We start from the raw sequence: 21970 nt of genomic DNA, 5'->3' as shown, positions 1-21970 counted from the left end.
GTTGCGCGCGAAACTCTGCGCAGCAACAATTGTTCGCAAATTATGTAGGGGCACGACATGTCGTGCCCCTACATATCTCGACTGATCAAGTCATATCGGCAATCAGCACCCGACTATGCTCAAAATCAGACAGCCTACGTAGGGGCGGTTCGCGAACCGCCCCTACGTAGGCTCCCAATTCTAACGCAGTTGGCCATAGCTGTTCACACCAGCGGGTCGAGAATGCTCTCGTATCCGGGCACAAAGAGGCGTTGATAGGTCCGTTCCGCTTGAAAGTCGGTCATTGTAGCAATATAGTCGCAGGCGACGCGCCGACGCTGAGCATCGTCTCTGGCCGCGGCAAAACTATCCTGAAACTCCAAGGGATACATGGCCGCGCTCGCCTCATCCTGAAAGACGGCAAAGAGCCGTTCGACCATGTGGCGAGCTCTGTAAGCCAGCGTCGTCACCCGAGGTTCGGCAAACACCAAGACAAAGGCGACTTGCTTGAGCACTTCGCAGCGCCGTTCCTGAGCGTCTGGGACCATGAGGCCGTAGCGATACCGCTCCGACTGGCCGTCTGTCCATCCCAACCGTGGCGCACCCTGAGCGCAGCGTACGAACTCGTTGATCAAGCCTGAGGTCAAGCCCTTGAGCGCGGCACGCGCGTGCCGCGGCGTGGGCAATCCTTCCAACTCGATCAGGCGGGCAGCCAGCCAGTCTAGTTCTCGCACTACATCATCAGGCGACCATGCGTGTCCGCGTTCCTCGGCACTTTCCCGCACGCGTTGCATGACCGCATCTTGGTTCGAAGGCCGCCGCAGGTGTTGCAACGTAATCATCCCGACGTGAATACCGTCTTCCAGATCGTGCGCTGAATACGCCACGTCATCGGCCCAATTCATGATCTGGCACTCAAATGAACGCTCCACCGCCGAACCATTCTCGCAGACCCATGCGAGCAAGGGCGCATCCTCGGCGTAGCAGGACTTGCTCAGATTGGGTTGCGAGCCGTGGAGCGCTTTGTACTTCAGGAGACCATCCAAGACGCTGCGGGTGAGATTGAGGCCCACGTAGCGGTCCGACTTCACTTCGAGTTGGGTGAGAACACGCAAGTTTTGCGCGTTCGCCTCAAAGCTGCCATGCCCTGTCATGCCGGCACGCAAGACCTGCTCACCGTAATGGCCGAACGGTGGATGACCGATGTCGTGAGCCAGGCAAATCGCTTCCACCAACGTAGAATCAACGCCTAACCGCATCGCCAGCCCTTTGCCGATTTGGGCCACCTCTAATGAATGGGTCAGCCGGGTGCGAAAGAAATCGCCGTACCGCACGCCGAATACCTGCGTCTTGCCTTGCAGCCGCCGGAAAGCGGCGCTGTGAATTATGCGGGCGCGGTCGCGTTCGAACTCTTCGCGCTCGTCGGCGACCTTGGCTTCTTCAGGCCGGAAGCGCTCCCGGTCATGTGGCGTGTAAGTAAACACGATTCTCCACCTCAGCGAGGCAAAATGAGAGGGCTGCTTGCGTAAAGAGGCCGCCTCGCCCAATACGTCTACCTTAGACGGAAGGCGCGGCACCCACAAGCACGGGGCAGGTGCCCGAGTCTCATGTCTTGCCGGCGCCCGAAGCGGCGTCTCTGTGCCTCTGCATTGCGGTCAATCCATCCGGCAGGTGCGCAGGGGCAAGGCACCTAGGGCGGTAATGTGAGCGCCTTTTTGGTATATCGGCAAGGTCGCTGCAAAGAGTGTGGAAACCGTAAGACAACCCAACGCGTTGCGGCATGCACCCAGTAGCAGTGTCTTACCAATCATCCCCAGCGGCTCATGATCCTGTGCGACTTCTGCTTTGCAGACATGGGCCGGCGGTTGGCTCGAGACTCTTATTCATGTGCTGCGCGAGATGAGGTGAGTTGCTCTGCCACCCCTCACAGCCGGAGTCACGCAACTCTCATCTGCTAATGACATTTTACCGAGATCTCTTTGCTACCCAGCAGACGGGAAGGCCGCGTGTCAGCACTCTGAATGGGATCGGAAAAGAGTTTGACAGCCGCTCCGACTCCCCGTACCCTATACACATCTTTTCGTGATACAACGTAGTACAAGGAAAGAGGAAATGCCGTGTCACAGTTAGACCAATCGCTCCTTATATTCTTCATTGTCTATGTCCTCGTAGTCATAGGGATTTCGCTTTACCGCACCAACCAAACGCAAGAGATGGCGGACCACGTGCTTGCAGGCAGGCGCGTGGGCGCAATCACAACCGGTCTGAGCGCGAGCTCGTCATTAGAGCGCGGTTGGGCGCTGTTTATACTGCCCGCGATTGCCTTCGGTTTGCGCTTTTTGGTTGTGGGAATGGCAATCGCGATCATTATCGGCTTGTGGGCAACCTGGAAGTTGATCGGGCCCCGGCTGCGCCGCTTTACATACGCCGCTCAAAACGCGCTCACCCTGCCGGAATTCTTGGAGCGGCGCTTCAATGACCGCACCGGTGTCTTACGCGTACTCGCGGCCATCCTAACGCTGCTGTTCGTACTCTTCTATGTGAGCGCGGGTATCATGGCCGGCGGCATTCTCTTCAATATTGCGTTCGGTGTGAGCACCGCAGTTGGTGGACTCATAACAGTACTCGTCGTGCTGGCATACATTTTCATCGGTGGCTACGTGGTGGTCGCGCGCACGGATGTCTTTCAAAGCATTATTACGTTGCTTGGCGTGGTGGTCCTGACAGTCGCCGTGTACGTGGTCACTGACAACCCGACTGCAGGCATTGCAGACTCCTTCGGCGATACCTTCGGTACCATTGGCGATACAGTAAATGTATTCCTCTTTGTGCTCTTTTTGGTAGCAACAGTGCAAGGGGCGTTTGGCGCGCAGCGGCTGTTGCAGCGCTTCATGGCAGCCGAGAGCGAAGCCATCATGGATACCAGCCGCCGACTAAGCACGCTATGGATCTTCATCATCTTTGCCTTCAGCGTCGTTCTCGGACTTTTCGCCGAGAACGCCTTGCCGCAAGGGGGAATTCGCCTGGTTTTGTCCGGCGGTTCTGCAAGTGAGAATGGGATTCAGTTCTTCTACTGGTTGGCTGATCTCATCGATAGTCCCATCCTGGGCGCGGTTGCCCTCACCGCCGTTGTCGCTGCGGTGATGAGCACGATCGACTCGCAGATGCTCATTGGCGCCAGTGTCGCCACTTCCGACCTGCCGCTCGTACGCAGGTATGCGCAGCGCAAGCGCTTTGAATTCGTCCTAGGCGCCTACATGCGTGTCTGGATCGGCCGCCTGATGCTGATTCTCATCGGTGTCGTGGCCTGGCTGCTCGCTTTGAGCCAGCCCAACTCAATCGTCACCTTTCTGGTTTACGCCTGGTTGGGCACGGGCTGTACGTTCGGGCCGGTAGTCTTTCTATCACTCTTTTGGCGCCGGTTCAACCTCTATGGCGCGATGGCCGCGCTCGTTGCCGGCGGGCTCTTGACCCTGGTATGCGCGTTCATGGATGTCAGGTTCATCGTCTTTGGCGTACTTACGCTCGGCATATTGCCGATAGCCGTGCTGGTCACGCTCGTAACCAAAGCTCCGTCTGCCGAGGTGCAAGAAGCGTTTGATCAAGGCATAGCCAAGACCGAGGCCGCATAGACACGCACCGCGATAATCTTCGACGAGGGGATGACACACTTTCCTTCGTGTGCGCTGGCAGCGGATGCAAAGATCCGAGGGGGCAGGGCATTTGCCAAGTCTTGGCACCCCGACTGCCTCCCGGCACAGCGGCGAACGTGGTCTCTGCCCCGTTACCGTGGCAGCGCTTGCAGTACCTGAGGCAACCGCGCTGGACGAACAGACCATAAGTCGGTAAACACACACAGAGTGCGCGGAGCGAGACACTCGGCTCGTGTGCTTTGCTTTCCTTAATCATGGAACATGGTCAACCACGCACCCAGGCACTTCAAGCCCCTCTTGTCTGCTATTGTATTCACAACCAGCAGGTCCCAAACCGCAAAGCGCAGAAACGAGGTAGCAGATGCAATCGGATTCAGCAGGCCAGGCGATTGCGATCGCTTGGAATCAAGAAACAGCCGAAGCCCCTTGGACTAAACGTGACTCGATGGGCTGGGCCGTCTTCCAAGACAAGATGTGGTTCATGGGCGGCTTTATCCCCACTCGAGTCAATGACGTCTGGTCGTCTGGCGACGGCGTCAATTGGGAAGAGGTGACGCCCGCCGCGCCTTGGCCCAAGCGCAACCTGCCCTGTACGCTCGTCTACGATGACAAGCTCTGGATCTTTGCCGGTGCGGATAAACCGCACGTCTCACATAACGATGTATGGTGTTCGGGCGACGGCAAGCATTGGGAGGTCGCAACGCTAGACGCGCCTTGGGGCAAACGGAGTGCCGCTTCAGCAGTCGTATTCGACGGCAGAATGTGGCTGTTCGGCGGGTTCAATATCGAGAAGTTTCACCACTACCAGGACGTTTGGACTTCGACCGACGGCAAGCACTGGGACCTGGTGGATGAGCATGCGCCGTGGAGTGCCCGCAGCATGCAGACCTCCGTAGTCTTTGACGGCAGGATGTGGCTCATGGGCGGCGGCGTGTACAACACGAACTATCCCAATAACACCGTGGTGAACCACAACGACGTCTGGTGCACTACCGACGGCACATCGTGGGACATGGTGGCAGTGACCGCAGCCTGGCAGGAGCGGCGCTTCCACGCATCCGCCGTGTATGACGACAAGATGTGGATCATCGGGGGCCACCACAACGACAACCGCAACGACGTGTGGTTCTCCCCGGACGGCGCGCAGTGGACGGAAGCCGTGGGCGATCCAATCTGGCCGATTCGCCATGCGCCGGTCTGCCTCACATACCGTGACAAGCTGTGGGTGATAGGCGGCTTCGGCGACACCCTCTACAACGACGTGTGGTCATACCAGCGGTAAGACCCATGAGAATCACTGCCGGCCCCTACCTGCAGAATGTGGCGAGGGACGCCATCACAATCATGTGGCACACCGACGAGCCCGCCATGTCCCTGGTGGAGTTTGAGCAGAGCGCGCGACTGGGCTGGAGCGCCTATGCAGGCAGACCGCAACCAACGTATCCGTGCCGCGAGGAAGACCGCGCACTGCGCACGGTTCACGCCGTGCGTCTCACGGGCTTGGAGCCCGAACAGGACTACTTCTACCGGGTCTCTTCCTCTTTCCCCGAAGACCCTTGCGAAACTCAGCCAAGAAGCCGCAATCCAGCGAGCGCTGCGCCATCCGCTCCCTCTCTCTCGGGTGCGCCATCCGCTCCCTCTCTCTCGGGCGCGCCGTCCACTCCCTCTCCCTCGGGCGCGCCATCCACTCCCTCTCTCTCGGGCGCGCCGTCCACTCCCTCTCCCTCGGGTGCGCCATCCACTCCCTCTCTCTCGGCTGCGCCATCCACTCCCTCTCTCTCGGCTGCGCCGTCCGCTCCCTCTCCCTCGGGTGCGCCATCCGCTCCCTCTCTCTCGGGCGCGCCTTCCACTCCCTCTCCCTGGGGAGAGGGCCGGGGTGAGGGGAACTCCTCCCCTGCCGGCCGGGAATATGCGAATCGCTCTCCCGGTAGCGTAACAGTCACCTCAGCCGGCGCCAGCTTTCGCACCGCCGTGCGCGAAGACTCGCCTTTCTCCTTCGCCACCTACGGCGACAGCCTCCGCGTGAATGACGCCCACCGCCGCAATGCCGACCTCGCCCGCGCCTATCGGGCGGACATCTGTGTCGGCGCCGGAGACCATGCTCAGGATGAGATAGCGCGGTTTGGCGACTTTTTCGCCTGTACAGAAAACCTGCTGCCGTACACCCCGTGGTTCGCGGCGATGGGAAATCACGACTCGCCCAATGAAGGGTACTTTCGTTATTTCAATTTTCCAGAACCCCACTATTGGTATTCCTTCAACTACGGCGCGGCACACTTCTCTGTGCTCAATAGCAACATGGACTACCGGCCTGGCTCCGAGCAGTGGCACTGGCTGGAGCACGACCTCAAGACCTTTCAGAATGCGCGCTGGAAGTTCGTCGTCTTCCATCATCCGCCGTTTTGTTCGAACAACTGCGAGATTCCGGCGACCCGTGTGCTCTGCCCATTGTTCGAACGCTACGGCGTGGATATCGTCTACACCGCCCATGCGACGATTTACGAGCGGTTTCATCCGCTGCGCAATGGGCAGTACGCCAGCCAGGGCGGCGTAGTCTATTTCGTGTCGGGCGGCGGCGGCTACGACATGAGGCTGTCGCCAAGCGAACTCTGGGACCACCTGCACCCCGTCTCTGCGCTAGCCAAGCCCACGAACCACATTCTGCTGACCTCGGTGGCACCCGATGAGTGTCAGGTACGCGCCATAGATTCCGATGGCAATCTGTTCGACACACTGACATTGAGCAAACCTGAAGCGGCGCTCGCTCCGCTTCCTGCCGCCAGCCCACAGTATTCCTTCCCCGATCTCCCTCCAGCAGGCACAGTGGTCGCAGGCATGGCGGAAGGGGAGGCGCGCTGGATATTGCCGCGAAACCAATTCTCACGCGATTCGGCGACGATACGCTCAAGTAAACAGAGCATTCGCTGGCACCGGTCCGGTGAAGAACCCGTTGTCCCGGCGATTCGCCGGGTGCTTAAGGACGACGGCAAGCTCTTGGCAGATGCTGCCGGCAAGCGCTACGCGCTCGAAGCCTGGGTGCGCACAGAAGATGTGCGCGGCGGCATGACCATCTCGCTTGAGTGGAGCGGCGACATGGGGTTCATTGATCGCGTGCAATCGCAACCGCTTACCGGGACGCATGGTTGGACGCGACTCCAGGTCTGCACGCCGCCCTTACCACCTTATGTCTACTGCTGCCGCGTCGTGCTCTCAGCTCAGCCTGGTTCTGCGGGTACTGCCTGGTTCGATGACATCACCGTGGAGGAACTCGACTAGAACTCTCTCTGCCTCATGCATTGTGCGCTCTCTTGAATTCATTGCCCCCTGCGAACAGTGAAAGACTCTACTTTAGCGGCTGACTGGAGTGTCCATTGCCGCAAATGCAAGCCATTAGTCTCGGCCTGAATGCTGTTTCCGTCCTTAGAATCAGCGATTTTTCTTCGAATGCTGAGCCGTGGAGAGCAGTATTGACGAGGAATACCCCTTGTGCGATACTACTGCTACCCGAACAAGTGTGAAGATAGGGGGAAAGGAGGCTATTCCGCCCTACGGGCCAGAGAGTTCCATCAGTATAGTCCCGTTATGTGTCACTTCACGGGGAAGTGGCTAAATTAGGAGTTTAGATAATGGAAGAGAAGCGACACGTCTTTTCCCGCCGCGGAATCTTGGTGGGCGCAGGCGGTCTCGGTGGTGTGGTCTTCTTGGCAGCTTGCGGCGCAGTTCCGGTCGCGGAGACTGGCGAGATGGCCGAAGACAAAGAGCCAGAGCCCGAGGCCAAAGAAGAGATGGCGATGGAAGAGAAGATCATGCGGATTGACGAGACCTTCGTCGAATCCGATGGTCGCTATCAGGCGTTCCGGAATACCTTGGCGCAAGCCGAGGAAGCGCTGGGAATCAAGACCGAGGTCGTCCCCGGCGAGTACAGCACGATTTGGGAACGACGGCAGACGAACCACGCGGCCGGACAGGCCGACGTGGACCTCTCTATCAACCAGATCAACTGGTACGGCTATGGTGGCTTGCGGGGCATTTTCCCGGACCACATCCCTTACTTCCAGCGCGATAAGATTTCGTTGGAAGATTACTTTCAAGCCGACCTGCGATCTTGGACCTGGCAGAATAAGCTCTACGCCGTACCCATGCAGTCCGGCGGCGAAGTGGTGCTCTTCAACAAGGAGTACTTCGACGAAGCCGGCCTGAACTACCCCGGTGGCGATTGGACCTACGACGACCTGCTCGCCATGGCCGAGCGGCTCCATAAGCCGGACGACGGCCGCTGGGCGATGCAAGTGGGCCAGAATAGCCTCTGGTACATGGGCGGCACCTTCCTGCTCAACTTTGGCGGGGCCATCATGAACGAGAACGACACCAAGGCGCTCTACGGCGAAGACCCATTGTCGCTGCGCGGCGCTCAGTTTAATGTGGACCTCCACCTCAAGCACCGGTACACACCTTCCAGCGAAGACATCCAGAAGGTTACTGCCGGTAGGTCCGGCATCGGCATTCTCGAAGTAAGAGCCCTTGCCATGGAGTTCAACGGCATGTTCCGTTACAACGCCGCCAAGTCGCACTTGGAGGACGCGTTGGATATTGCCATGCCGCCGCGGGACCAGAACCAGACTGCTACCCTGGTTGGGAATGGCTATTCTCTCATGACTCTCTCGCCGGACCAGGAAACCGCTTGGAGCTTCCTCAAGTACATCCACAGCGATGAGGGCGCCGAGGAAACCGACTACTTCGGCTACATTGCCTGGCCGCCGGTCATCCGGCACGGCCTGTTCCCGAAGTGGGCAGCACGCTACGAAGGCACGCAGGTAGAGCAGGTTGTGAACGGTTGGGCCGCCGGCGGCCGCCCGTTCCCGCGTGTGCTGGAATTCAGCGAAGCCTTTGGCCCGTCCAACGAGCCATGGTATCAGGCGCTACGCGGTGAAATCACCGTGGCTGAGGGCCTGCGCCAGTCCGCTGATGTCCTCAACGAGGTCCTCGATCGCCGACCCGAAGAGTATCGGGAAGGATAAGCCCGATCCTTTTGGGTACGCGAAACTGATCTCCATGCTTGGAGAATGACGAGTAGGGGCACGACATGTCGTGCCCCTACTCTTGTTTGCAGAACACTCGTCTCCTGACGCCGGCTTGGTTGTTGAAGAAGCAACTCTTGTCCAACTTACCGCTCTCAAACCTGCAGTGATCTCTGACAAGGCTCGGCCGCACGTCCTCTCACGGCTCACGCTCAACACAGTGCAAGCAGGATACTCTCTAAGCTGCTCGCCATTGCCTCTATTTCCAACCCTACGGCTAGGCAGGCCGAAATAGCTGCCGCCTGCCCTGCTGCAATGCCAAGATCTCTCCCGCTTGTCCCGTCCATTTCCAACGATTGCTTGTGGGTATATAATCGCATTGGTAAACTACGCCGAGAAACAAAACAGGTGCATCTAGAGACAGAGCATTTCCAATCTGTTCACAATCCGGGTAAGGAGCACTCCATGGCTGTGTCGAACAAGGTATTCTTCTCCTATTTCGTCGACTGCGAGCCCTTGGCGGCCAAGTCGCCCCGCTGCGGCGGCCCCGCCTCGTGGGAAGTGAGCGAGCGCACCGTGCGCGCCATTCGCCAGTCCTTCGAATCGCATGGTCTGTTGCCCGCGGTCACCTTCAACCTCACGCCCGAAGCAGCCAAGGCCCATGCCGACATGATGCGGGAGTGGCACAGCGAAGGCGTGAACATAGGAATCCAACCCAATGTCCCCGGCTTTCGTTATCCCAAGTACGAAAACGACCTCGGAGAGTATGACGAGGCAACGCAACGCCAGATCATCGCCGAAGCCACGGAAGACTTCGAGACAGCACTAGGCTTCCGCACGGATACGTATTGTGCGTGCTGCGGCTCGAAGAGCCCGGTCACGCTGCGCCTGCTGTATGAAGCAGGCTATAGGCAATATATTGCGCCCGCGCCGGGCCGCTATTTCCCGGACCGACCGGACCGCTGCACGGAAGGCGACTACCCGTACCCCCATTGGGGCAGCGCGCAGCACCACGTGCTGGGCGGAACTCTGCCAATCTGCGTGATTTCCTGCAGTGGTGAAATGAGCGGCGGCCGCTGGGCACGCCCCCGCGACCTGCGCTCGGAAGAGCCGGTCAGCGAGGAAAGCCGCGAACTCTACCGCACCATCATCGACTGGAACTTAGAGCTCTCCGGTCTCATTCAGACGCCGGTGCGGGCGATTGTCGGCGCCACGCACAACTCCGAGAGAGTCAACATTCCCAACCTGGACTACGTCTTGGAGTACGTCCAGGAAGCAACCGATCGCGAGGGTCTGGAACTCGTACCGGCCTCATTCCCCATGATTCATGAGGCGCTTGAAGAGGCCCTGCCGCTTTCTGAAGCGATGTTGCCGGCTTAAGTTAATTCGAATGTGGAGGCAAAACCCATGGCAACCACCATTGACCGCGTAACGCTTGCGGAACTGGAAGCAGAGTCGGCCGGGGAAGAGGCAATAGCTCCCGAATTACGCGTCATAGAGTACCAGAATGAACGCCTGGTCAAGAGCGCGTTTCCGTTTAGCTATCAAGGCCCCGACGCAATGCTATCGGAACTGCGACGGCGCTACCAACTAGATGAAGTAATCGCTTCCGGGCAGACCGAATTCGAGCAAGTGCTCCTGTTGCGCGAGTGGGTGCACACCCGCTGGAAGCACGGCTGGACTCGCGTGCCCGAGCCCCGCAACGCGCTTGAGATATTGGCTGCGGTGGAGCAAGGCAAGGACTTCAACTGCGGGTACTTTGCGGTGACCTTGATGCAGTGCCTCTTGTCTCTTGGATTCGTCGCGCGAAACTTGAGCATCTGCAAGACGGAAAGCGATTGGATGTCCGCCGACGAGGGCAACATCGGTCATTCAATCGTCGAATTCTGGTCACACGATTACCACAAGTGGATACTGCTCGATCCCGACCTGAACGTGCACTACGAACGCGACAGTATCCCGCTCAGCGTCCTGGAAATCCACACTGCCTGGGTCACGCGCCGCTGGGATGAAGTGAGCATGGTGACGGGACCGACCCCTTTCCGCGTTACCGACAAGGTGGAATCCGGCGCGGGCACAACATTCGTAAATCAAGACAATCAGGACGCCGAATTCCAGATCTTTGGTTGGCACAATGTGGGAGACTATTACTACCACATCGTGTTGCCGATGCGTAACACCCAACATTCGTCCAATGAGTACGAAGCCGCGCTGGAGTGGATTGACCCCTGGACAGCGCCGCGACTCATCGCCTACAACCGGGCCAACAGCAGCCACTTTACCAGCAACGAAGTCGATCTCTATTGGTCCGTTGATCAAGTGCAAATTAACCTCAAGGTAGATCAAGCAGCCTGGGAGCGGAGAAAAGCCGTGCTGTCCGTGTCGCTCGACCACAGCATGCCCAACCTCGATAAGCTCCTTGTACGCCTTAATGATGAAGAGTGGCGGGAGACAACGCCTGAGTTTACGTGGCATCTGCGCCCCGGCAAGAATCAGATTATGGCAAAGGGAGTGAACCGATTTGGCCGAGAGGGGCACGTTAGTCGCATATTGCTCCGCTTCAACCCCTAGCGGCAAGGGCAACAATCTATGTCCGCTCCTTGCGAGAGTGGGGCCAGCCGGGAGCGGTGTGTACTCTATTCAGCGCTACGACCAAAACCTACGACAACTTTAGAATTTACAGGAGATGCCTATGAACGTCTTGGCAGCCCAAGGAAACATCCTGGAACAGGATGCAGACCTCATTGTCGTCAACCTCTTTGAAGGTGTGACCGTACCTGGTGGGGCCACAGGTGCAGTAGACCGCGCTCTTGACGGTCAGATTAGCGATCTAATCGCTGCCGGTGACTTTGAAGGCAAACTGAACGAATCCCTCTACTTGTATACGCAAGGAGCTATCTCGGCCCGGCGTGTCCTCATCATCGGCCTTGGCAAGCAAGATGACTTCACACTGGACCGCGCCCGCCAGGTAGCAGCAAAGGCGGCGCGCACCTCCCGCGACCTTAGCGCGAAACATGTGGCAAGCATTGTGCATGGGGCCGGAATCGGTGGACTCTCCCCTGTTGACGCGGCACGCGCCGCGGCCGAAGGCACTGTGCTCGGCCTCTATCGCTATGAGCGCTACAAGTCCGACAAGGACGATAAAGCACTGGATTCCGTCACCTTCGTCGAAGCCGATTCCGAGAAGTTTGCCGCCGTCTCTACGGGCGTCAATGAAGGCATCGCCATTGGCGACGCCCAGAACTTCACCCGCGACCTTTCCACCACGCCCGGGAGCGACCTCCCGCCAGCGGCGCTTGCTGAAGCGGCCAGTGCAATGGCGCAAGAGTTCGGCCTGAAGTGCACCATTCTCGGGCCGGAAGAGATCGCTGCGGAGAACATGAACGTCATATTGGGTGTTTCGCGAGGTAGCGACCAGCCATGTCGCTTCATCATCCTCGATTACATACCGGACGAGGCTACCGATCAGAACATTGTGCTGGTCGGCAAAGGCATCACGTTCGATACGGGCGGCCTCAACCTCAAACCCGGCGATTCCATGCGGCACATGGAATCTGATATGGCCGGGGGAGCCGGCGTGATGGGTGCAATGCGCCTGGTAGGCCACTTCAAGCCCAGCGTGCGCGTCATCGGCCTGGTGCCTGCATCGGAAAACATGCCCGGCGCCAATGCGTTCAAGCCCGGCGATGTCCTGCGGGCCGCCAACGGCAAGACCATCGAGATCGACAACACCGACGCCGAAGGGAGGCTGGTCTTGGCCGATGCGCTGAGCTATGCGCAACGGTACAATCCATCTGCCATCATAGATATGGCCACGCTGACCGGCGCCGTCATCATTGCCTTGGGCCAGCACGCCGCGGGACTGATGACCAACCACGCCGGGCTGGCGGAAAGAGTCAAGGCGGCGGGAGACGTGACCGGCGAGCGTGTCTGGGAACTACCGCTGTGGCCGGAGTACGAGGAACAGGTTAAGAGCCCCATCGCCGATGTTAAGAACACCGGCGGGCGGGCAGCGGGAAGCATCACCGGCGCGGCGCTCCTCAAGCTGTTCGTCGATGACAAGCCCTGGGTTCACCTGGACATTGCCGGAGTGGATTTCACGGACTTGGATCGACCGTACATACCAAAAGGCAGCAGCGGCTATGGCGCCCGTCTCCTCTACCAGGTCGTACGCGACTGGGAAGGCGGGCTAGAATCTGCTTAGAAGCTATCTCATAAATAGGTTCGATAGCCGATTCGTGCTGAGTGCTGCGCGAAGCCCTTGTCGAGGCACGAACGGATACTTGCCTTTTCCGTTCGCCCTGAGCCTGTCGAAGGGCAGGTCTAACAGAGCGATGTATTTTTGAGACAAGTTCTAGCCTTTTCGTCACAGAATTGTCTCGCGAAGCGTGTCATGGGAAAAGTAGAGCGGAATTAGTAGATATAGGCTTGAAGTCTTTGCAGGCAGCGTTCATGTCATTCCGAGCGCAGCGTCGAACAATGTTCGCGGAATCTAAAAAAGCTCCCGATTCTAGATCCTTCGTCGCTGCGCTCCTCAGAATGACAGTTGGAAGTTGGTTCAGTCCTAAAGACGATCACATGTCTTACCTCTTGCCAACCCAAGCCTAAAACTACCAATTGCTAAGTAGAGATTACCGGGTCGCGAAAGTAGTGTGGTTGTGGGCGCGAACCCAATGTCTGAAATGGCCAAGCGGACGCTTGCCAAGTCACATACTGAAGCGCTCTTCTTTCTCCATGACCAGATTCTGCCGGAGGACATACTATCCGCAATTCTTAGTCTCCCTCATTGTCACGCCGCGCAATTGCTACGCCGACTCGGACTAGACTTGCACCTCGTCACGCGTGAAGTCGTTACGGTCACTCACTTTGGCCCAACTCGCAAGAACATCCGGAATCCGTCACTCTCCGCTACGAGCTTGCGCGTGATCGAACTCGCTGCAGAGGAGTCGCGGTCGCTTGCCGTCGCATACATCGGCGCCGCGCACGCGCTCTTGGGGGTTCTCCAAGAAGAGCATCCGGCTTCGCAGGTACTTACCGAACGCAAGGGCGTCCGGATAGGCGACGTGCGGCATCCGGCCGGGGAGTGGGCCGGTACGTGACCTGAAGAGGTCCCGCAGCATTGCACTTGAGCGGCAGTACCGGCATGGTGCCCCTTCAGCCTGGCAGCGCAACTACCATGATATAATGCGACTAGAACAAGACCCAATTCTTTCACTCCCGGAAGAGCAGCCAAGTGGCGGATATCGTCAATCGCCTTACGGACATGGGCAAGCAAGCCTTGCAGCTTGCGCGCAACGAGGCGCTCTTCTTCCAGCACCAACAAATCAGGCCTGAGCACATACTCCTCGCGCTCGTGGCATTGCCCGAATGTCTCGCAGCGCGCCTGCTACGTGAGTTAGGGCTGGATCTGCACGTGATCGTGCGGGAAATCGTCGCCGCCATTGACTTCGGCCAATCACGCGAAGCCTTTGCCAGTCCGCGTCTATCCTCTTCCGGCTTGCGCGTACTGGAGCTTGCCGATGAAGAATCGCGAGCGCTATCCACCGAGTACATTGGCACCGAGCATTTGCTCCTGGGACTTCTCAGTGAAGAAGAAGGCCTGGCGTCACACGTGCTGATAAACCGCCTGGGTGTGCAAATTGATGTAATGCGGCGCATGGCCAATCGTTGGTCGCGCAAGAGCCCGGAAGTAGGTCGGCAGCGTGGCCGCGAACGTTCTCGTCGCCAGGAACGAACTTCAATCCTCGAGCAATACGGGCGGGACCTGACACAACTGGCCCGCCAAGAAGACCTGGACCCTGTCGTCGGACGCCAGAATGAGGTCGAACGCATGTGCGAGGTCCTCTTGCGCCGCCGTAAGAACAATCCGGTGCTCGTGGGCCCTGCCGGCGTCGGCAAGACCGCCGTAGTTGAGGGACTGGCGGAACGCATCGTTTCAAAGGAAGCTGCCACTGTGATGCACGACATGAGGGTCGTGCAACTTGATCTCGCCGGTCTCATTGCAGGGACGAAGTTCCGGGGCGAGTTCGAAGAGCGGCTCAAGCGACTCATCGAGGAAGTAAAGAGTATCGAAAATCTCATCCTATTCGTCGATGAAGTGCATATGATGCTCGGCGCGGGTGCCGCTGCCGGGGCAATGGATGCCGCAAACATGCTAAAACCGGTGCTCTCGCGCGGCGAATTGCGCATGATCGGTGCGACGACCTGGGACGAATACCGGCGCTACATCGAGCGTGACGGTACATTGGTGCGGCGCTTCCAGCCGATCGCGGTAGAAGAACCGGCGTTCGAGGAGACTGTCGAGATTCTGGCAGGGATTCGGAAAGTCTATGAGACGTTTCACGGCGTCACAATTACGGATGAAGCGTTAGTGAGTTCGGTGCGGCTGGCCCAGCGCTATCTGCCGGGCAGGTTCTTCCCCGATAAGTCCATCGACCTCATTGATGAAGCGGCTGCGAAGATCAAAGTCTCGCGCCTCACGGCGCCATCCGAGATGCGTAAGCTCAAACATCGGCTGGATTTACTCCAAACAGAAGCCAAGGAGGCCCGGGAAGAGGGCAACTACGACTGGATTACGCGCGTAAACACTGAGATTGAGAACTTGCATAAGCAACTGCGTGACATCGAAACAGGATGGCGCAGAGAACTCGCGGAGCGCAGGGCTGAGATCGGCGAGCGAGAGATCGCCGCAGTCATTGCACAATGGACTGGAGTTCCCAGCAGCACGGTCGACTCCAATGAGGCCCGGAGACTGCTCATGATGGAATCGGAAGTCTCCCGGCGCATAGTCGGCCAGCAGGAACCTGCCCGCGATGTCGCTCAGGCGTTGCGCCGTGCGCTCGCCGGGGTCAAGGATCCTACGCGTCCCATCGGATCCTTTCTTTTCATTGGCAGTCCGGGTGTAGGCAAGACGGAGCTTGCGAAAGCAATCGCGGAGTTTACGTTGGGCGATGAGCAGCAAATGGTCCGCATCGACATGTCCGAGTACGATGAGTATCACACGGTCTCACGTTTGATCGGTTCGCCACCCGGTTACGTAGGTTACGACGAAGCCGGACAGCTCACGGAAGCCGTGCGGCGACGGGCGTATGCAGTCATCCTGCTCGATGACATCGACAAAGCGCATCCTGCTGTGCTTGACGCCCTGCTGCAAATCCTCGATCACGGTCAGCTTACCGATGGTCAGGGCCGCGTTGTGAGCTTCCGCAACGCTGTGCTGATCTTCACTTCGAACTTCTTCGACGAAGATCCGAATCGGGTTGGCATAGGCTTCAACGCAGACAATGTGGTGGTTGACTACACACGCATCAAGAGGGCGGCGCTCAAGGCGCTTGAGCGCAACCTCCGCCCCGAGTTCTTGAACCGCGTGGATACCGTCTGTGCCTTTCATCCCCTCACAGAGGAGAACATTCACAGTATTGCCGAACGGCTCATTCGGGAGTGTACAGCGCATCTTGCCACGGAGGGCATTACGCTCGACGTAGACGATGCCGTAATCGAACACCTCGCGAAGCGCTGCGGCACCCTGCAAGGCGCGCGGCCCCTGCGCCGCCTAATCACCACCTTGCTTGAAGACCCCCTAACTGACCTGCGCCTAAGTGACGAGTCCCGGTCGCACTGGATTGTCACCCTCAACGCAGCCGGAGACGACGTCGAAATCCAGCCAGCAGAAGTTCCAATTGGCTGACCGGTGCAGAGAGCGTTGCACAACGTCCTCGACCTGTTATTGCCGCAGCGGTGTGTGAGTTGCCGTGCACTTGGCGAAAACCTCTGCCGGTCATGTATTGGGGGCATAGCTGAATTACCGACGTTGCGCTGTCCTCTTTGCAACGCCGCCGTCGCCAAGCAGTATGCAATCTGCCGCCAGTGCAGATTGACCCATCCTAAGCTGCGCGGAATTGCGACAATAGGCGCGTTCTCCGGCCCGTTGCGTCATGCAATCCACCACTACAAGTACCAGGACCGCACAAGTCTGGCGCAGGACCTCGGCGAGTTGCTGAGCCAGCTTGTCATGGATGCAGAGATTCCCCCATGCGCGGCGATCGTCCCGGTACCGCTTCATCCCAAACGAGAGGCCGAGCGGGGTTTCAATCAAGCTTCGTTGTTGGCGCTGGCGGTCAGCGAGCGTTTGCACCTACCCGTCCTCAGTGACGGAATCGTTCGCATTGTGGATACACCACCGCAGGTGGGACTATCGCGCGAGCAACGCCTCCGCAACGTGGCCGGGGCATTCTCGGCACGCCGCAGCGCATTCCAACACGGCGGCATATTGCTACTTGACGACGTAGCGACAACCGGGGCAACCCTGGTTACCTGCGCGCAAGAGCTCGTCCAGGAAGGCGGCGCGCCCTGGGTCTGGGGTGCGGTGCTCGCGCGCGGGGGATAGAGAAACGCCAAAGCGCAATGGTGCGTACGGTTCGTCCAAGACCTATTTGGGGAGACCTTCACACAGCCACGGCCGGCGGGCAAAAATACTCCCTCTCCTTAGGGAGACCTTTGAATAACACTTGCTGGGGCGGGAAAATCCCCTCTCCCGGAGGAAATCTTTGCATAGCCCCAAATTCAAGCAGGGGCATTCCCTCTCCGGGGAGGCTGTCTCATAGATCGTCTCGATAAGCAAAGCTGTGCTTCGACAGGCTCAGCACGAACGGGATTTGCTTTTGCCGTTCGCCCTGAGCCTGTCGAAGGGCAAGTCTACTTTGAGCAGTGAACTTCTGAGACAAGCTCTAGGGGAGAGGGAGTGGATCTTGCGCCACCGGCTGGGGTCAGGCAAAGTCCTCCTAAGGAGGGGGCTGTGGTAAGGCAGTGTCTTCACCTATCCAGCCGCAATCCTCGTGCCCGCCAAAGCTATGCATCAGGCTGGATGGCCGCGCCTGCCCCTTAACCCAATACGGGAGTCGCCGTCTGGAACAGTGATTGGCGCGGCAGATTCCCATTCACGCCGTCAACACGTAGGAGGCAAACCGAGATTCCCAACAAAGCAGAGTCTGCTCACGTATTCATAGTTAGATTCGTATGCGACCGACTTGCTGGCTGTCAAAAATATGCGTGCTATCGATAAAGCGCGCGACGAGGCGCTGGCCGGTCATGACAAGTGTGTGGGTGCGGACACCTCCGCCGAAAAACCGCACGCCCCGCAGCATGTCGCCGTCCGTGACGGCAGTAGCAACAAAGATAATCTGCTTGCCGCCCGCCAGATCATCGATGCTGAAAACGCGGTCGGGATCGGAAATGCCCATGGACCGCACCCGCTCTCGTTCCTCATCGTTGCGGTACCAGAAGCGGCCCACCATGCCGCCCCCGAGGCAACGCAGCGCGGCGGCGGCAAGAACGCCTTCCGGTGCCCCGCCGATACCCATGACCGCATGCACACCCGTGCCTGAAATGGCGCATGCCACCGCCGGTGTCACGTCACCGTCGGTAATGAGACGAATCCGCGCTCCGGCTTTGCGCACCTCATCTATCAATTCACTATGCCGGTCACGGTCGAGGATTACGACGGTGAGATCTTCCACACGGCGTTGCAATGCGTCGGCAATTATCTGAAGGTTCGCCAAGACCGGAAAGTCGATGTTCACTTTCCCTGCCGCCGGAGGTCCGACGATGAGCTTCTCCATATAGATGTCCGGCGCGTGCAACAGACCCCCGCGCTCGCTGGCGGCAATAACGGCTATGGCGTTGTTTAACCCCCTGGCGACTAAGTTGGTGCCTTCCAAGGGGTCTACGGCGATGTCTACGGCCGGGCCGCCGTCGCTGCCAAGTTGCTCGCCGATATAGAGCATTGGCGCTTCATCTCGTTCGCCTTCACCGATGACTACAGTCCCGTCCATCGTGATTCTCTGTAGAGCGGCGCGCATGGCCTTCACTGCCGCATCGTCCGCGCCATCCGGGCTTCCTTGACCCATCGTGCGGGCGGCAGCTATCGCTCCTTCTTCCGTTACACGAACGAACTCGAGCGCCAGATGCGTTTCGATGCTCGTAAGAGGAGACACTTTTCGCGCGCTCTCACACTCTGTCGCACCCTTTCCTGCCACAGCCTGCTTCCCTTTCAGTGGTTGTCTATTACGCGATCTACTGCAATGATCGCAACCAAATAATCCATAGTATTGGAGTCTCTTCGGATCAATCTGTCTTCAATGCATTTGGCCCACGCCCGTCCAGGGCCTACTCCTGACGATACATCCTCAGTGCTGCGACTCAAGCACGCGAACAGCATTTTCCACAATCTCTTCTACTCTCATAGGCAGCCTAAGAATCCGATCTACACCCATCCAATCCGAGCGCGTGCGCGTACGAGGTTCGACGAGCAGTACGACAGTCAGCGACAACCGTGACAAGGCCTTAATGCGTACGCACTCTTCGTACACGTGGGGATAGATGAACGCTTCATCGAGGACGAGCACTCTTGGCAGTTGGGGCTCATCTTCTTCCCAGTTTACAAGAAGCTTCAGGAGGTCTGGCAGATCGCGGGGAGTATGCGCGGTCTTGTCTTGCGTTTGGAGAGCATCAACTAACCTTGTCCGCAACTGCGGGTTGGCAAGTGCGACAATTATGTCTATGCACTCTTGCATGAGTTGCCGCTTAGGTTTAGGACCGCCTTGACACTCGGCCTCTCAGAGATCGGCCCCGCTTAATCCAAGACAGACGAGATAGGTACTGCAGTGGGCTGCGCAGCACATTCTCAGCCGCTATTCCCAACTGTGGAATGCGCACAGACCGCAGCACAGCACCGAAGATGCCGAGCTCATACCACGTGAACCGGAGCCGGCGCACACCAATGTCTGCGACAAAGAGAAGCAGCGCGACGACCACAAGCGGCTGCCAAAAAGGCCGGTTATACCCTTCGGGGGGTGGTCGGTCATGGCGAAAGGCTTCCGGCGCGCCTGTAAGGACCTGACCGCCGGTCACAACCGCGAGACGACGCAGCAGCCGAAAGTCAGTCTCGAAACTCAAGAATTCAGCCGCCACGGGCACCACCGCACCGGTGATCTGCTCGACTACGGGCGCGTCTTCATCGTACTGTGTGATTCGGAGCGCGTACACGCCAGGCTTATCCGTGGTAAGCGTACCTTCGTAACGTCCCGGCGCTGTCTGCGGCAACGCAAGAGAGAACGCCCGCTGTTCCGGACCGGCTACTTCTACCTGCGTATTGAGCAAATTGCGGATGTTTCCCTGCTCATCTACCGAGTCTACGGCAACCGTTACGTCACTACCGTCCACCCGCACCTGCGTCGCCAATTGCGGATTGAGCGGGCTTGGCATCGTCCAACGTACCATTTGCGCCCAGAAGCGTTGATTCTGGGGCCATTCACCCCAGTCTGCCGCCCAGTCCTGTCCGGCGTCACTCGTCCAGGCCACTGCGCGTCCTAACCCGTATTGCCATTGCGCCAAGATCACCTCGCTGGTGTCGGACAGTAGCGGAGTCTCGGCTGCGGGCTTTGGCTCCGTGCGCACGAAGGCGGTAAGATTTGGCAGGGAATCCGGCAGGATGGCGCGGAGGATAGGGCTAGCTGTCACGACACGCGGCTGAAAGAGACGACTCATTACCAGCGTGCGGCTGGCGCGCTGGCTCTCCTTGGTAACAACCTGAGGGATATTCTCCGGCACGTCGGCATAGTAGTACCGGCCGTCACCCAGTCTCACGAGACGTTGCAGGAGATTCTGGTCCGCATCAGACCCGATCGCCACTGCCGAAAGGGTAATGCGATCACGCCGCATGCGGGTCATCAAAGTTTCCCAGAGACCGGGAGCAGATGTTGACTGGCCGTCAGTAACAAGTATGATGTGCTTCACCTGCGCCGGGGTGCGGCGGAGCGTATCGTAGGCGAGTTGCAGCGCGTTATAGATGTCGGTGCCGCCGCCGGCCTCGATGGTAGCCACGCGCCGCACGACGTTCCTGGCGTCGTCGGCATCGTTCACCGGCGCTGGGCGCACGACCCATTGCGGTGAGTACTCAAAAGCCAACACGCCCAGCACGTCGCCGGTCTCCAATATTTCAACTGCTTGCGCTGCCGCCTCGCGCGCCATGGCAATCTTGGATACCGGGGATCCTTCGTTCATGCTGCCCGATTTGTCGATGAGCAATGCCAGAGCCAGAGTTGGCAGTTCCTCATGGTCCGGCGGCTGTGAAATGACGGGCAGGGCGTGTTCCAAGGGCGTGCCGCCGTAATCGCCCATGCCGAACGCTGCCGCGCCACCAAGGGCGACAAGCCCGCCGCCAAAGCGCTGCACGTATTCCTGAAGCGCGGACATCTGCTGTGTCGTAAGTTGAGAGGCCGGCACGTTGACGAGGACGACACTCGATACACCGTCCAAGTCCTCCGGTCGGCCGGGAAGCTGGGCCGGTCCTACATTCTGGGCTTGAATTCCTGCGGCCTGGAGGGCCTGCGTGAGGATTATGGCATCGCCAATCGAGTTTTCCACCACCAGGACTACGCCCTTTGGTCCCACCTGCGAGTAGCCATAGGCGTCGTTGTTCTGCGGACGCTGATCGTCCGGCGCCACCACCTGGGCGCGGAAAGAGTAGAAGCCTTCTTCCACGCCGGGCTGCTGGATCGTAAAAGTGTTCTGCCCATACACAAGCGCAACCGGCCCCTCGCTGACAAGCGTCTCGTTCATGAAGAGACGCAGCAGCGCCTCCCCTTGCGTTGTGGATGCCACCGTGACCCGCACCTCAAAGCTCTCTTCCGCGCGCAGGGCGGTGGGAGGCGCCACCTCGACGACGGCTGCGTCTACACCCAGCTGAGCCAAGAGCGGTACAACGTCTACCTGCACGCCCTGCGCCGCTACTACTTCCGCAGCACGCATGACGTCGCCAGCCGTTTGATTGCCGTCTGATATGAGCACGATGCGTTTCGGCGCGTCCGGCGGAAAGAGAGACGCGGCTACCTCCAGCGCATCCGCAATGTTCGTGCGCTCATCGACACCTGCAAGGTCATCACCCTCAACGAGGTCGCTGCGACCAAACGGGAGTTCAATACGTGTGTCCGTCCCAAAAGTCAAGAGCGCAAACGTGTCATCAGGAGAGCGCGTCTCAGCCGCCCTATCAATCCATTGACGTGCGGCAGACTGAGTAGCCGGTGTCACGCTGGCAGAGGTATCCAACAAGAAGATCGTATTGACCGGCCCACCCGCCAACGGCAGCTGCAACCCGGCCAGCGCCACGATGAGCAGCGTGACTGCGCACAGACGCAGCGTCGTTGCCAGGACGAGCGTACGCCGCGAAAGCTGCATCACGCCATGCCTGGCGACAACTATGACGACCCCATATGCGAGAGGGATCAGGATTAGCAGCCACGGCTGTGTAAAGTATGCAAACAT

The 21970-nt window shown here is 58.8% G+C and carries 15 protein-coding genes; 10 read left to right on the top strand and 5 right to left on the bottom strand.

Going from position 1 to position 21970, the window contains the following annotated elements; genetic code table 11:
- Nucleotides 1–203: 203 nt before the first annotated feature.
- Nucleotides 204–1463 carry a deoxyguanosinetriphosphate triphosphohydrolase gene (locus OXE05_04120; protein ID MCY4436502.1) on the bottom strand — a complete coding sequence of 420 codons (1260 nt, stop codon included), beginning with the start codon at nucleotides 1461–1463 and terminating at the stop codon, nucleotides 204–206.
- A gap of 633 nt (nucleotides 1464–2096) precedes the next feature.
- Here OXE05_04120 and OXE05_04115 point away from each other — a divergent pair.
- Nucleotides 2097–3611: a hypothetical protein gene (locus OXE05_04115; protein MCY4436501.1), complete on the top strand. Its 1515-nt coding sequence runs from the start codon at nucleotides 2097–2099 to the stop codon at nucleotides 3609–3611.
- Between the two features lie 382 nt (nucleotides 3612–3993).
- The gene (locus OXE05_04110) at nucleotides 3994–4914 is read left to right on the top strand and encodes a hypothetical protein (GenBank protein ID MCY4436500.1); all 921 of its coding nucleotides are present in this window, start codon (nucleotides 3994–3996) and stop codon (nucleotides 4912–4914) included.
- 283 nt (nucleotides 4915–5197) lie between these two features.
- Here the strand turns inward: OXE05_04110 and OXE05_04105 are convergent, their stop codons facing one another.
- Nucleotides 5198–5635: a hypothetical protein gene (locus tag OXE05_04105; GenBank protein ID MCY4436499.1), complete on the bottom strand. Its 438-nt coding sequence runs from the start codon at nucleotides 5633–5635 to the stop codon at nucleotides 5198–5200.
- Nucleotides 5636–5654: 19 nt separating this feature from the next.
- Here OXE05_04105 and OXE05_04100 point away from each other — a divergent pair, with 19 nt between their 5' ends.
- The 8 genes from OXE05_04100 to OXE05_04065 all read left to right on the top strand — a co-directional run bounded on the left by OXE05_04100 (nucleotide 5655) and on the right by OXE05_04065 (nucleotide 17036).
- Complete coding sequence (locus OXE05_04100; GenBank protein ID MCY4436498.1) at nucleotides 5655–6908, top strand: metallophosphoesterase; 1254 nt, start codon at nucleotides 5655–5657, stop codon at nucleotides 6906–6908.
- Nucleotides 6909–7258: 350 nt separating this feature from the next.
- Nucleotides 7259–8650, top strand: coding sequence for an extracellular solute-binding protein (locus OXE05_04095; protein ID MCY4436497.1), 1392 nt, complete (start codon nucleotides 7259–7261; stop codon nucleotides 8648–8650).
- 465 nt (nucleotides 8651–9115) lie between these two features.
- Complete coding sequence (locus OXE05_04090; GenBank protein MCY4436496.1) at nucleotides 9116–10030, top strand: hypothetical protein; 915 nt, start codon at nucleotides 9116–9118, stop codon at nucleotides 10028–10030.
- Between the two features lie 27 nt (nucleotides 10031–10057).
- Nucleotides 10058–11221 (top strand): hypothetical protein, encoded by a 1164-nt coding sequence (locus OXE05_04085; protein MCY4436495.1) that lies wholly within the window; start codon nucleotides 10058–10060, stop codon nucleotides 11219–11221.
- 121 nt (nucleotides 11222–11342) lie between these two features.
- The gene (locus OXE05_04080) at nucleotides 11343–12854 is read left to right on the top strand and encodes a leucyl aminopeptidase (protein MCY4436494.1); all 1512 of its coding nucleotides are present in this window, start codon (nucleotides 11343–11345) and stop codon (nucleotides 12852–12854) included.
- 469 nt (nucleotides 12855–13323) lie between these two features.
- Entirely contained in the window at nucleotides 13324–13749 is a 426-nt protein-coding gene (locus OXE05_04075; protein ID MCY4436493.1) for a hypothetical protein, read from the top strand.
- A gap of 134 nt (nucleotides 13750–13883) precedes the next feature.
- Nucleotides 13884–16337: an ATP-dependent Clp protease ATP-binding subunit gene (locus OXE05_04070; GenBank protein MCY4436492.1), complete on the top strand. Its 2454-nt coding sequence runs from the start codon at nucleotides 13884–13886 to the stop codon at nucleotides 16335–16337.
- A gap of 240 nt (nucleotides 16338–16577) precedes the next feature.
- A complete protein-coding gene (locus tag OXE05_04065) occupies nucleotides 16578–17036 on the top strand; it encodes a ComF family protein (protein MCY4436491.1) in 459 nt (152 codons plus the stop codon).
- Between the two features lie 619 nt (nucleotides 17037–17655).
- Here OXE05_04065 and glpX read toward each other — a convergent pair.
- The 3 genes from glpX to OXE05_04050 all read right to left on the bottom strand — a co-directional run bounded on the left by glpX (nucleotide 17656) and on the right by OXE05_04050 (nucleotide 21970).
- The gene (gene glpX, locus OXE05_04060) at nucleotides 17656–18684 is read right to left on the bottom strand and encodes a class II fructose-bisphosphatase (GenBank protein ID MCY4436490.1); all 1029 of its coding nucleotides are present in this window, start codon (nucleotides 18682–18684) and stop codon (nucleotides 17656–17658) included.
- Nucleotides 18685–18834: 150 nt separating this feature from the next.
- Nucleotides 18835–19221, bottom strand: coding sequence for a hypothetical protein (locus tag OXE05_04055; protein MCY4436489.1), 387 nt, complete (start codon nucleotides 19219–19221; stop codon nucleotides 18835–18837).
- A gap of 16 nt (nucleotides 19222–19237) precedes the next feature.
- Nucleotides 19238–21970: a VWA domain-containing protein gene (locus tag OXE05_04050; GenBank protein MCY4436488.1), complete on the bottom strand. Its 2733-nt coding sequence runs from the start codon at nucleotides 21968–21970 to the stop codon at nucleotides 19238–19240.

Source organism: Chloroflexota bacterium (assembly GCA_026710945.1).
Taxonomy (GTDB): Bacteria; Chloroflexota; UBA11872; order VXOZ01; family VXOZ01; genus VXOZ01.
The sequence above is the reverse complement of the archived record's forward strand: the minus strand, read 5'-3'. Positions and strand labels throughout refer to the sequence as shown.